The sequence below is a fragment of the Bacteroidetes Order II. bacterium genome, assembly GCA_016788705.1.
Taxonomy (GTDB): domain Bacteria; phylum Bacteroidota; class Rhodothermia; order Rhodothermales; family UBA2364; genus UBA2364.
This window is the reverse complement of sequence record JAEUSQ010000014.1, coordinates 69782-82218: the sequence shown is the minus strand read 5'-3', so window position 1 is coordinate 82218 and position 12437 is coordinate 69782. Positions and strand designations below refer to the sequence as shown.

General features: G+C 47.6%; 11 protein-coding genes. 5 read left to right on the top strand and 6 right to left on the bottom strand.

Annotated features, from left to right (window positions below; all coding sequences use genetic code 11):
- Nucleotides 1–30: 30 nt before the first annotated feature.
- Together JNN12_02625 and JNN12_02620 are read right to left on the bottom strand one after the other, a co-directional pair.
- Nucleotides 31–1323 carry an APC family permease gene (locus JNN12_02625; protein MBL7977208.1) on the bottom strand — a complete coding sequence of 431 codons (1293 nt, stop codon included), beginning with the start codon at nucleotides 1321–1323 and terminating at the stop codon, nucleotides 31–33.
- Nucleotides 1324–1522: 199 nt separating this feature from the next.
- Nucleotides 1523–1774, bottom strand: coding sequence for a hypothetical protein (locus tag JNN12_02620; GenBank protein ID MBL7977207.1), 252 nt, complete (start codon nucleotides 1772–1774; stop codon nucleotides 1523–1525).
- Nucleotides 1775–1847: 73 nt separating this feature from the next.
- Between JNN12_02620 and JNN12_02615 the strand changes: the two genes are divergently transcribed.
- From JNN12_02615 to JNN12_02600, 4 genes are all read left to right on the top strand, one after another.
- Nucleotides 1848–3203 carry a Gfo/Idh/MocA family oxidoreductase gene (locus JNN12_02615; protein MBL7977206.1) on the top strand — a complete coding sequence of 452 codons (1356 nt, stop codon included), beginning with the start codon at nucleotides 1848–1850 and terminating at the stop codon, nucleotides 3201–3203.
- 38 nt (nucleotides 3204–3241) lie between these two features.
- A complete protein-coding gene (locus tag JNN12_02610) occupies nucleotides 3242–3964 on the top strand; it encodes a DUF1080 domain-containing protein (protein ID MBL7977205.1) in 723 nt (240 codons plus the stop codon).
- Nucleotides 3961–4584, top strand: a complete 624-nt coding sequence (locus JNN12_02605; protein MBL7977204.1) for a DUF1080 domain-containing protein — start codon at nucleotides 3961–3963, stop codon at nucleotides 4582–4584. Before JNN12_02610 ends, JNN12_02605 begins: the two co-directional genes overlap by 4 nt.
- Before the next feature lie 265 nt (nucleotides 4585–4849).
- Nucleotides 4850–5782 (top strand): hypothetical protein, encoded by a 933-nt coding sequence (locus JNN12_02600; GenBank protein ID MBL7977203.1) that lies wholly within the window; start codon nucleotides 4850–4852, stop codon nucleotides 5780–5782.
- A gap of 74 nt (nucleotides 5783–5856) precedes the next feature.
- Here JNN12_02600 and JNN12_02595 read toward each other — a convergent pair whose 3' ends face one another.
- Both JNN12_02595 and JNN12_02590 read right to left on the bottom strand, forming a co-directional pair.
- Complete coding sequence (locus tag JNN12_02595; protein MBL7977202.1) at nucleotides 5857–7143, bottom strand: ABC transporter permease; 1287 nt, start codon at nucleotides 7141–7143, stop codon at nucleotides 5857–5859.
- Nucleotides 7140–8081 (bottom strand): ATP-binding cassette domain-containing protein, encoded by a 942-nt coding sequence (locus JNN12_02590; protein MBL7977201.1) that lies wholly within the window; start codon nucleotides 8079–8081, stop codon nucleotides 7140–7142. The genes JNN12_02595 and JNN12_02590 overlap by 4 nt, the downstream gene beginning before the upstream one ends.
- A gap of 161 nt (nucleotides 8082–8242) precedes the next feature.
- On the opposite strand from JNN12_02590, the gene JNN12_02585 reads away from it, so the two are divergent.
- The gene (locus JNN12_02585) at nucleotides 8243–9913 is read left to right on the top strand and encodes a T9SS type A sorting domain-containing protein (GenBank protein MBL7977200.1); all 1671 of its coding nucleotides are present in this window, start codon (nucleotides 8243–8245) and stop codon (nucleotides 9911–9913) included.
- Nucleotides 9914–9931: 18 nt separating this feature from the next.
- Here JNN12_02585 and JNN12_02580 read toward each other — a convergent pair whose 3' ends face one another.
- Both JNN12_02580 and JNN12_02575 read right to left on the bottom strand, forming a co-directional pair.
- A complete protein-coding gene (locus tag JNN12_02580; GenBank protein MBL7977199.1) occupies nucleotides 9932–10537 on the bottom strand; it encodes a MarC family protein in 606 nt (201 codons plus the stop codon).
- A 419-nt stretch (nucleotides 10538–10956) separates the two neighbouring features.
- A complete protein-coding gene (locus JNN12_02575; protein ID MBL7977198.1) occupies nucleotides 10957–12396 on the bottom strand; it encodes an alpha/beta hydrolase in 1440 nt (479 codons plus the stop codon).
- Between the last annotated feature and the right edge of the window lie 41 nt (nucleotides 12397–12437).

Genomic DNA, 12437 nt, shown 5'->3' with positions numbered 1-12437 from the left:
CTGTTTGTACAGGATTTGCAGTGGTTTTTGTTATTTGGTATTATATCGCACCTTAGAAAAGAAGTAGGTAGCCCCGCCTACACAGATCATCAAAAGTCCGCTAATGCTTTCTTTTGGCCGATCTTGCATGATGAAAATCAAGACGGCACAACTGAACAATACATAGGCCCATTGAATATAGGGGCGGAGTGGGCTGTGGAAGTGCCCCACGGTGCGCTTGGTACGGAGCAGACTGGCAACGGCCAAAGTCCCCATGAGTTGCAGCACGAAAGAAGTATAAAGCAGTACTTCTTCTAAGGTTCCAGAAAACAACAAGATAAGCGTAATGCCTGTTTGCAACCAGAGCGCCCGAACGGGCACTTGGGCCGCATTGCAAGGGCGCAGAAACTGCCATAGACCATGTTGTTGTGCCATTGTATGGGTGATGCGCGAGCCAATCCAGATATAAGAACTCATCGTGGCGACGAGTTGAACGGCAATCCCCAAACTCACCCAGTTGGCTCCGGTGTTTCCGAAAATGTTTTGAATGGCAACCAAGGCTACCTCGCTTTTACCCGTTAATTGATCGGTGCGGGCAAACTGCAAAAACACCAGTTGTAGCGCAATGTAAACGATGGTGACGATCAACGTACCCGTTAATAAGGCTTTAGGTAAGTTTTTCTGCGGCTGGTCAATTTCGCCTACTATATAAGCGGCGGCATTCCAACCGGTATAAGCATACGTTACATAAAGCAGCGAAACCGCAAAGCCTGTTGAAAAAACTTCGGGTTGGATCGGTGCATAAAAATTGATGGCGTGGTTGGGTACACCGCCAAAGAAAAAAGGTAGGGCTAATAAAATGCCAATAAACAAGGCTTTAACGATGGTTGTGAGCAATTGGAACCAGCCGCTATGTTTAATGCTAATCGAGTGCATCGCGCTTAGTCCCAAAATCAAGACCACCGATAAATAGCGGGTATAAGGCACGCCCAAAGGCTTGAAATAGTCCTCCATCGCAATCGCAGCAATGGCGACTGGCGCAGAAAAGCCCGCTACCAAGGAAGTCCAGCCCGATAAGTAACCAAAAAATGGATGAAACGCTTCCGAAATAAAAATATAATCTCCCCCCGAACGCTTATGATACGTGCCAAGCTCGGCAACGGTAAAAGCCCCAATTAAGGCCAAAACCCCGCCAATCAACCAGAGTAAGACAATGCTCACCGTATTTTGCACATTTGTCAATTGAAAACCCAAACTGGTAAAAACCCCCGTTCCAATCATATTGGAAACCACCAAGGCAGTGGCGGTTATCCAGCCAATTTTTGCAAGTTTTGGTTGTTTCATATAGGTTTCCTCGAATAAAAAGACTTGCTCCGACTGCTCAAACTAAGCCGAAGCAGTGCCATTTCCTACATAAGAGGTAGTGGTAATTAGTAGTTGGTTCCAAGTTTTCGAGCGACAAAAAGATTTGAGTACCAAATGCAAACTTTTAAATGGTGTCAACGATTTGGTTTTTTTAATCAATTTTCGACCAGAATATGGGTCACCCCAAAACCCGATCAGTCGAACGGGTACGGTTGCGTTCTTGGTAGGTCTTGGCGGTCAACTCTATTGGCTCCGTCGTTAACTCGGTGTTATTGGGCGTGACGACGTGGCAAGCACCGCAGTTTTTACAAGTCTTGACTTCTACGATCGTCTGATGAAACAGTTTTTTCGCTCGATCAATAATGAACAATAACGGTTCGGTACAACTATCATAAATGGTTATAAAAACGCTTTTTCTAAATAAAGTCATTCAAGGGTTGAAGTTAGGACATAAATGAATTAGCTTAAATTTTTACGTACTCTATCCTCAACCCCGTATTCTCATGAAAAAGACAACCGAGACACGTCGGGATTTTATCCAGAAATTTGCTGGCGCCGCCATTGCTTTTACGGGTGCTCCTGCCGTCCTCTCTGCCAAAGAACAACCCTTGTATCGCAGTAATCCGGACAAATACAGCTCGAATGACCAAGTCCAAATTGCGCTGATCGGAGCTGGTGGAATGGGTGTGGCAGATGCCATGACCGCTTTACAAGTGCCGGGAGTGAAAATAGTGGCGGCCTGCGACCTCTACGATGGCCGCCTAAACGAGGCCAAGCGGCGTTGGGGAAACGACCTTATGGTCACGAAGGATTATCGTCAGGTTTTGGAACATAGTGATGTGGATGCCGTTATTGTGGGTACGCCAGACCATTGGCACAAACAAATCTCGGTGGATGCCATGGACAAGGGCAAACACGTCTATTGCGAAAAACCAATGGTACACAGCATTGGCGAAGGGCCTGCGGTTATTGAAGCACAAAAACGCACCCGGAAAGCCTTTATGGTTGGTAGTCAAGGCATGAGTTCACTGGGAAACGAAAAGGCAAGAGAACTTTTTCGCGCGGGTGCGATCGGACAATTAATCTATGCTGAGGGGTACTGGGCACGTAATTCTCCGGTTGGGGCTTGGCAATACGCCATTCCGACGGATGCTTCTCCCAAAACGGTGGATTGGGATCGCTATGTGGCCAATACCAATAAGCGTTCGTTTGATCCGTTGCGGTTTTTTCGCTGGCGGAACTATCGAGACTATGGCACCGGTGTATCGGGTGATCTTTTTGTTCACTTATTTTCCAGTTTGCATTTTGTCATTTCGTCTAATGGCCCCAATAAAATTATGGCAACGGGTGGTCTTCGCTATTGGAAAGATGGCCGAGAAGTGCCAGATGTGTTACTCGGTATGTTTGATTATCCCGAAACACCTCAACATGCGGCCTTTAACCTTTCGCTTCGGGTGAACTTTGTGGACGGTACATCGGGGAGCACCTATTTGCGGCTCGTTGGTTCTGAAGGAGCGATGGATGTGACTTGGGATGATGTAATCCTCCGAAAAAATCTCGCAAGTGATCCTCAGGATGCCTTTATGCAACTGAAAGGGAATGAAATAGACCGTGTTTTGGGCGACCGGAAAAAAATGCTCCCACCTCGTGAACAAAAATATCAGGTGGAAGAAGGGTATAAAGGTGCGCATTACGACCATTTCGTAAACTGGATGCGTGGCATACGGCTGGGGGAAGCGGTGGCGGAGGATGCCGTTTTCGGCTATCGGGCTTGTGCCCCTGCCCTGCTCTGTAACGATAGTTATTTTGGCGAAAAATCCGTTCGCTGGGATCCCGAAAACATGAAACTCTTGGGATAGGCCATCTTTTTATCTTATGATTAATCTTCCTAAAAACCATGAGACACACCTTTTTATATACCGGCCTTCTGGTTGGTCTGTTTTACCTCAGTGCCTGTTCCGGAACTGCTAAGATGCCCAATACCCTCAGTAAATCGGAAGAAAAAGCAGGTTGGCAATTACTCTTCGATGGAAAAACCATGCAAGGTTGGCATACCTATGGGATTGCCGGAACCCGTGGATGGGCGGTTCAGAATGGAGAAATGGTGGCATTAGGGCAGGCTGGCCACGAAGGAACCGCCAATGATATTGTTACGGAACAAGAGTTCGAGAACTTTGACTTGGTCTTGGAGTGGAAAATCTCGAAGGGCGGTAATAGTGGCATTTTTTTTAATGTCGTGGAGGACAAACGGTACAAAGCCGTGTATGAAACAGGGCCGGAATACCAGTTAATAGACGACGTGGGCTTCCCTCAAAAATTAGAAGATTGGCAAACCAGTGCCGCCAATTATGCCATGCACCCGCCAGTTGTCAAAGCCTTTAAGCCTGTTGGCGAATGGAATCATACCCGGATTGTGGTGAATCGGGGGCACGTAACCCATTGGCTAAATGGCCAAAAAACGGTGGAATACCAAATGTGGACACCGGAATGGGAACGAATGGTGACAGAAGGTAAATGGAAGAATTTTCCAGGTTATGGCCGTGCAAAAAAAGGTAAAATTGCACTTCAGGATCATGGTAATCAGATTTGGTTCAAAAACATTAAAATCAAATCTTTATGACAAAATATTATCTATTGCTGGCCACACTTTTTATCTTTTCTGGATGTACCGGAGTTCGTAAAAACTCGCAAGATATTACGCTCTTTAATGGCCGTGATTTAAGCGGATGGGTGGTTTATGGGAGCGAAAAATGGTATGTAGAAAACGGTGAGTTGATTTCGGAAAGTGGGCCAGACAAACAATATGGCTATTTGGCCACCGAAAAATCTTATCGCGATTTTGACCTCACGGCGGAGTTTAAACAAGAGGCCAATGGCAATAGCGGTGTTTTCTTCCGCTCCTCCATCGAAGGGGTGAAAATCACAGGATGGCAGGCGGAAGTTGCGCCATTGGGACAACACACCGGAGGGATTTACGAATCGTATGGGCGGGGCTGGCTTGTTCAGCCATTGCCCGAAAAAGAACAGGCCCTCAAAGTGGGGATGTGGAATACCTTGCGCGTTCGGGTGGTGGCCAACCAAGTGACTACGTGGCTGAATGGAACCGAGATGATCTCGATTAAGGACGAGAAAATTGGGGCAGCGAGTGGTCAAATTGCTTTGCAAATACACGATGGGGGCGGCATCAAAATTCGTTGGCGAAACCTGAGGCTAACGCCATTGACACGATCTACTCCATAATGCAAAGGGTTATTTTACAAAGACCTGCGTAAGAGATTCGAATATCGTTTAGATAAATACCGCGATCGAGTAGAGGCGCAAAAGGCTTTAGGATTGCGTTAAATTGATTGACTTCTCGGAACGAAGCGTTGTACAAAGCGATCGGTGCCCAAAATGTGGCGTGAATTTGTCATGGGCCACATATCGGTGATTTTGGTACAAAAGTGGGGGATATTGCCTTATCTTTGGCATTCTGTTTTCTGCCATACTTTTTTCCAAAATCGTTATGAAGTATCAGTTCTCTTTATGGTGGATGGTTTTGTCTTTGGCCATCAGCCCCTTATTGTACGCTCAGAATACGAATGACCGAAAAATAGTTCGCGTGGTCTATTTAGTTCCGGCGGATCGAGAACCAAAGGAATTATACCGCAAGTCTATCGAAAAAGCCATCAAGGAGGTGCGAAATTGGTATTATACCACCACAGGTATGACCTTTACGCTCTCCAAACCTGTTGTGGAAATCAAGCGTAGCGAAAAACCCGCAGATTGGTTTGACAATACTCCCGATCAGGTATGGAACGGCGAATACCGCCATTTGTGGTTTACGGGTAATACCAGAACGGAGATGAAAAGCATCTATGGAGACGTGTACAACGACCCACGTTATAACTGGGTGGTATATGTGGACGCCAAGGGCCAAACCGGAACAGGCGGCGGTGGACGAGCCACGTTGCCAGAACATGATGTACTGGGAGTGAGTGGGCTAAGTACGGATCAGCCTTACATCGGACGGTGGTACGGTGGCTTGGCGCACGAAGTAGGTCATGCGTTTGGCTTGGTTCATGCCGTCACCGATCAGTCGAATGCGTTGATGATGTATGGCTACACCCTTTACCCTAAGTCCACACTCACCCTTCAAGATTTGTTTATTTTGGACAATTCTCCTTTCATGAACGTTCGGAATGCCCGAAAAAAAGCGTTTAGTGCAAAATACCATCATGAAGGGGGGTGGTTTCTGAAGCAGGGCACCATATGGACAGAAACCGATAAAAACGGATTGCCAAACTATACGTTTCAGGAAATATCGCAAGACAAGACGTTTTATGTGATTGAAGACCGCTCCCGCAATATGCAACTTCGGATTCCTGTTTCTGGAGGAACTTCCTTTTGGCGGACAGGTGGACAATGGAATCCTTTATACACCCTAACGTTGCGGTAGTCACAAAAATACAGACGAAAGAGCGCCTTGCCTGATTCCACATGCAAGGCGCTCTTGTTAAGGGGCGGTTGGCCTCACGCCGTTCGGATCCACTTGACGAGGTCGCGGATGGAAGGTTTTTTGCCATAGCTCAAAACCCCAATCCGGTAAATACGGGCGCTCACCCAAATGGCTCCGATAAAGGTGAAAACGAGCAATACAAATGCCACCGCAGGCTCCCAAAAGGGCACATCGGTGGCGGCAATACGTGCCGGCATCAGAATTGGAGAGAAAAACGGAATCATGGAAAGGATCTTGGCCGTTGTGCCATCTGGATTCATAATCACCGTATTGATAAACAACATCGGTATGATGATCAGAAACGTAACAGGCATCATCAGTTGTTGGGCATCTTGTGGTGACTCTACCGCCGAGCCAACCGCCGCAAAATAACTGGCATATAACAAGTATCCGCCAATAAAGAACAGCACAAACCAGACAAACAACATAGGCGAAAGTTCTGGAATGGCAAATCCGGCGCTGTCCAAAACCTGTTGTTGCGAGGCCGTATCGGGCAGGTTCATCTTGGCTGGATCAAAAAAGAGCAACAGTAAAGGCCCCATAGCAGTTGTCATGGCCATCGAGAGGGCGCTCCAGACCAACATTTGCACCAAGCCCAGTGCGCCCATGCCCAAGACCTTTCCCATCAACAACTCGAATGGACGAACGGACGATATGAGCACCTCCATCACGCGGTTCAGTTTTTCCTCGATGACGCTTTGCATCACTAAAGAACCATAGATAAACATCATCATATAAATCAGGAAAGACATCGCAAAAGCGATACCTGTGAGCGCACCCGTTGTGTCTGCTTTCTCGCCAAAGGCAGTGATTTCCTTCATTTCGAGGCGCGTATTGGCTGCAAAAATGGCCTTTACGTTGTCTGGGATATTCGCCTGCTTCAGCCGTGCCTCCTGAATGGCATCCTCTACGGCATTTTGTAGCTGGATTTGCTTGTTTATTCCGCCTCCCCCACCGGAGACATACGTCAGTTTGGCATCGCCCTTTAATGCATCGGACGGGATAAACAAATAACCGTCTAACTTGCCCTCCAAAACCTGTTTACGCAAGGCTTCTTCGGTTGCTGGCTCCAGTATTAGGGTATAGGATGATGGCAATTTTAGTAATGAGGCGACTCCACCCGTTTCATCTTTAACGGCTATTCTCTGGTTGCTATCCTCTTCCATACCAAGGGAGACACTATAAATGGTTAAGCCGAGAAAAACCACCAATCCAAAAGGGGCCAGCAAAGTGGAAAGAATAAACCCTTTAGATTTAATGCGCTGCATAAATTCGCGCAGGAATACCAATTTTATTTTCATGACGCAACATGGGTTGAAGTGGAAGAGGGCGTGTCTGAGGCGACGGTGCGGATAAAAATCTCGTTCAACGAAGGCTCCATGAGTTCAAAGCGGACAATGGCAACACCAGCACCTATCGCCATTTGGAGGATTTCTTGTGCTTGCGCCTCTTGGGTAATGACCAACTCTGCACGGTTACGGGTGTGCGCTTTTACCGAAATACCTAGATGGGCGCCTGTTTGGGCAATCCACTCATCCGAACCTTCAAATTCCACCTCTACGGTATTGCGCCCGAACGAGCGTTTTACGTCGCGGAGGGAGCCTGTTAGAACGGCTTTTCCGTGGGCAATCAAGCAGATGTCATCACACATTTGCTCCACTTGTTCCATACGATGAGAGGCAAACAAGATGGTTTTTCCGGCACTTTTTAGTTCCAGAATCACCTCGCGGAGCAACTCGGCATTCACTGGGTCTAAGCCAGAAAAAGGCTCGTCCAAGATAATCAAATCAGGATTATGGGCAATCGTGGAAATAAACTGCACCTTTTGTTGCATCCCCTTAGAAAGTTCTTCGGTTTTTTTGTTTGCCCAATCTGCTGCGCCAAACCGCTCTAACCAATACTGCACATGCTTGCGTGCCTCGCTACGGGAAAGGCCCTTCAGTTCGGCCATAAAAATTAATTGCTCACCGATTTTCATCTTTTTGTATAAGCCCCGTTCTTCGGGCATATATCCCATCCGTTCTTGGCTCCACGTCCCCACGGGTTTTCCCTGAAAAAGCACGCGGCCTTCATCGGGCGTTGTGATATAGGTAATCATGCGGATCGAGGTGGTTTTTCCGGCACCGTTTGGTCCAAGTAAGCCAAACAAGCGCCCAGACGCCACCGAGAAAGAAACATCGTTCACGGCCAAGGTTCGGTCGTACCGCTTGGTGACGCCCTCGATTTGTAATACAGGCATAAACAAAATGGGTTAATGGAAGGATGGTCAATGGTTCGCTGTTTTGAGACATAAGTTACAACCGAAACAACCAAAAAAACCTTCCGATAAGGTTATGTTTTGTGATGCTAATGTTTCATCTTGGAAACGCTATGATTAACCTATCCAAGTCTTTAAAAAACATGAAAACGATCCTTTCTTTATTACTCTTCTTTGCCTCGTTTGCTCAGGCTCAAAACTGGATACACACTTCTACCGGTCTCTACTCCGGCCATATCTCGGATTTGGTTGCCCTTCCCAATGGACAAATTTTTGCAGCAACGGCAACGGCGGGCGTATTCGCCTCGGAAGATGGTGGCAACTCTTGGAAGGCGCTCAATCGGCAGTTGGGCAATCTTTGGGTCCAACAATTAGACACCGACACAAAAGGCGTTCTTTGGGCCAGAACAGGCGAGGACGACGACCCGGTTTGGTACACCTTAGATACCACTTATAATGTGTGGCAAGAGGTGAAAGATGTTCAAACGCCCCTTTTTAAAACAAAAAATCCGGCCATACTCCCCGGTGGTCTGGGGCTTAAGGTGAATAATGGCCACCTGCAACACTCGGCAAATGGCGGCCACACGTGGCAAGGTGTTAATCGTCCCGAAGGATATGTGGTTGTGAGTGTGGCGATATCCACTAATGGCGATTGGTTGGCTGGGACCCCAAACGGCTTGTGGCGCTCGGCAGATAGTGGCCAAACGTGGCAAAAAGCCCACCTTACGGCTTTTGAAAGTCATGCCTTTTTGCGCGACACCGATGGCAGTTTGCTCTTGGTAAGCCCCACAAACGGTATATGGCGTAGTAAAAATGAAGGCCGTTCTTGGGTGGCCACTACTCCCACAACCACGCCTTTTATAGAAATCCAAAATGGTACATGGGTGGCCGCCGAGCCGGGCGTTTTTCGCACTTCTACCGACCAAGGGCAAACATGGCAAGATAAAGCCACTTTTCATGCAACCGTAACCGCCTTTTCTGTGGTACAAGACTGTTGGATGGTGGGAACGGCGGGCAAAGGATTGTGGATTTCAGAAGATGGCGGACTGAGTGGAAAAACCTTTGGCTTCGGGCAGACGGTGACAGCACTTGCACAATCAGGCGCTATCTTATTGGCGGCATGGCAAGAAGGTGGCTTGGTGCGCTCGGACGATGGCGGAAAAACATGGAAAAACACCACAACACCGTTCCGATTGGTACACGAGCTGAAGTGGGTCAATGAAAAGCAGGTATTGGCGCACACCAGTCGCGGAACGTATTTCTCGGAAGATGGTGGCGAGAACTGGAAAACAGCCACCCATCCTACAGGCCCATTGGATGCCGGAAATTTTTACGCCGCACGAAATGGTCAGATATTTGCCATAAATAACGATTTTATCTGGACTTCCACCGATAGAGGCGCAACGTGGACGACCCTTGCCCCGAATACCATTGGCGCAACCGCTTTGGTACTGAACAAAGACGGCTATCTCTTGGCCGGAACGCAAACCGATGGGGTTTATCGCCTTGACCGAGCAGTCTCGGTTGCAAACGAGGCCGAAGTATCGCCTCAAGCTCGTCGTCTGCAAGGCAACTTCCCCAACCCATTCCATTCAGAAACCACCATCCAGTACCAACTCTCTGCAAGCGAGAATGTCCGGCTTCAGGTATTTGATGTGCAAGGCCGCTTGCGGACAACTTTACAGGATGGGCCAAGCCAAGCCGGACTCCACACCTTGCGTCTTACTGCCGATAACCTGCCTAATGGAACCTATGTTCTGGTACTTCAAACCCCAAAAACGCGGGAAACGCAAAATCTAACCGTGGTGCGGTAAGGTCTTGGGTGGTTTGGGTTAACCGTTGAATGTTCGGATCATCTCGGAGACACCGGAACGAATCATGGCGATGGCAATCGCCGCCAAAAACAGGCTTACTACCTTGGCAATGGCTTTTGTGGTTCCAGTACCCAGGTAATGCAATAACCGTGGGCCAAAATAAAAAACGATCAAAACAATCAACAAGTTGGCCACCATAGCGAATAAGGTTGGTCCGTATCCAAAAGATTGTTGCGAAACCATGATGGTCGTAATGGCGCTGGGCCCCATGACCAGCGGAATGCCCAAGGGAACTACCCCCACCGTATAATCGGCTTCGTCTTTGGGATTACGTCGCTGAAAATCGCTAAATAGCAAATCGTTGATGCTCAAGACCAATAAAATGATTCCTCCGCCCACTTGCAAATCATGTAATTGGATGCCCAGAACGCGAAAAATCATGTTGCCGGAAAACAAAATGAGAAACGCCAATATAAACGCCGCCAAAATCGCTTCCAATGCCAATTTATTGCGGTTATGGGTATCCATCCCCCGTGTGATTCCCACAAAAAGCGGCAAAATCCCGATGACATCTATGGCCACAAAGAGGGGTAGGAAGGCTTTGATAAATGGTTGAAAATCCATGATGGTATAAAGGGGTTAGGTTTTAGGATAATGACATTGCAAATTTTACGCCAATTAGCACAGTATCCACCGTTCCATTATGACACTTCCGGCGCTGTGCCCCAATCATCTTCTTGATAATTCTCTTTCTACGCCGGAACGAGGTTGTGCAAAACCTTTGAAAGCTGAAAGGACGTTTTACATTAAATTACCGCCTTGGCTTGTGGTCAAAACGTCTATTAGCAACCATGACCCCGATTGGGCTTTAATCAAGCAAGAATGCGGCAACGATAAACGCACTTACGTTGTGGTAGAAACCAAGAGCCAATAAGCCATTCAAGACTGCAATATGCTACGCCAATCCGAACGATCGAAAATATATTGTGACGAAGAGCATGTTTCATCGGGTTGCTTACACAAAGCAAGACGTACAGAGCCATTCATGGTCGTTGTATATGGGAGAATAAAAATCTGAGCATATCGGGTGCGCGTTGCGCCCATGCCACCTCGTTGTGTTGGGCATTTGGAATCACCACATAGTTGAGGTTTTGGGTTGTCCAACCTTTGGCGCGCAATGCTGCAACCAAGCGATCGGTACTTGGGACTGCATTCGTACCCTCCGCCGTTCCCATGTCTATCCAGATTTTTGGGCGGTGCTTGTGCTTGAATGTTTGGACAGCTTGCACTACGCGCTCGCCATTCCACCAAACCGAGGGGGAAACCACCAAAAGACCGCTAAAAACATCGGGGTACGTCATCCCTAAGTACATGGAAAGCAAGCCGCCTAATGAGGAACCACCTACAAATGTTTGTTTTGCCGCTTTTAGGGTGCGGTAGGTGCGATCAATAAAAGGTTTGATTTCTTCCACCAGCATCTTGCCATACAAGGTTCCTCCTCCGCCAATACGAAGACCTGTTGTTTCAACCCCTGTTATTTGGCTGTTCGCATCCCGTAAAAACCGAATATGGAGGTCTTTTTTTACCGAGTGATAGGTTCCGTCTGTGTGTTTTTCTAATTTTACCATTGATGCAGAGCCATTTGAGCGGAGCCAAAGACTTCTTTCGGCAGCGGTGATGCTGATATTGGTTAGAAAGTCTGCTCCATAACGTCCCGGAGCTGCTAATAGGTCTGCCGCTGAGGTGGAAGACGGGTCTATTCGTTTAAGGATTTGTGTACCTTCAGAGGCTATTGCTTCGTGTGTATATTCAAAAATTCGATGTGGTGTATTGTCTATGGCCACCAAAATAAATGGAGGAATTTCCCCTTTTGGAATAAGTTGCTCTGCGGTTTCGTCCATCTCCCACTCTTGGCCAATTACCGATGCGTCTAAGACATTACGCCCATCGTGCATATAGAGAACAGGATAGCGTTGTCGGGACTTATGATCGTAATTGGGCGGTAAATACACAAAGATATTGCGCACAGGCAAATACTTGGAGTTGAAGTCTGAATGAGTGATGATCTTTCCGGTAAAAGTAGGCGGAGTGGCTTCGGGCGGTGCATTAAAAACCCGTTCAATTTTGGTCTTTCCCTTTGCCACTACAGTACGGTTGGGGCCGTCTTCCCAGCCACTGTTGCCCTCGTTGGGGTGCTCTATCTTAAACTTGTACGAAACACGCATCGAACGTGCGTCGTTTTTTGCAAAAATAACAGCAGCCTCATAAATCCCATCCTGATCCACATCAAAGGCCATAACAGAGGTAGCCCACGATAGGGGCGGCTGGCCTCCACGAATCCCAATCTGTTCATATTGAGGATTAAAAGTGCCGTTCTTAATGGCGGTGCGTAGGTCAATCCGAAACAAAACGGTATCTGCAGATGATTGCCCTACAGCCACAGATGGCAGACAAAGCAACAAGAGGAAACATTTTCTGAGCATAAGACGTCTTAAATTGGCTTTTAAAAACTGTATCCGACCGT

Coding starts and splice junctions, on each gene's coding strand:
- JNN12_02605 (MBL7977204.1), top strand. CDS start 3,961: ATGACAAAATATTATCTATTGCTGGCCACACTTTTTATCTTTTCTGGA.
- JNN12_02580 (MBL7977199.1), bottom strand. CDS start 10,537: ATGGATTTTCAACCATTTATCAAAGCCTTCCTACCCCTCTTTGTGGCC.
- JNN12_02600 (MBL7977203.1), top strand. CDS start 4,850: ATGAAGTATCAGTTCTCTTTATGGTGGATGGTTTTGTCTTTGGCCATC.
- JNN12_02585 (MBL7977200.1), top strand. CDS start 8,243: ATGAAAACGATCCTTTCTTTATTACTCTTCTTTGCCTCGTTTGCTCAG.
- JNN12_02595 (MBL7977202.1), bottom strand. CDS start 7,143: ATGAAAATAAAATTGGTATTCCTGCGCGAATTTATGCAGCGCATTAAA.
- JNN12_02625 (MBL7977208.1), bottom strand. CDS start 1,323: ATGAAACAACCAAAACTTGCAAAAATTGGCTGGATAACCGCCACTGCC.
- JNN12_02620 (MBL7977207.1), bottom strand. CDS start 1,774: ATGACTTTATTTAGAAAAAGCGTTTTTATAACCATTTATGATAGTTGT.
- JNN12_02615 (MBL7977206.1), top strand. CDS start 1,848: ATGAAAAAGACAACCGAGACACGTCGGGATTTTATCCAGAAATTTGCT.
- JNN12_02590 (MBL7977201.1), bottom strand. CDS start 8,081: ATGCCTGTATTACAAATCGAGGGCGTCACCAAGCGGTACGACCGAACC.
- JNN12_02610 (MBL7977205.1), top strand. CDS start 3,242: ATGAGACACACCTTTTTATATACCGGCCTTCTGGTTGGTCTGTTTTAC.
- JNN12_02575 (MBL7977198.1), bottom strand. CDS start 12,396: ATGCTCAGAAAATGTTTCCTCTTGTTGCTTTGTCTGCCATCTGTGGCT.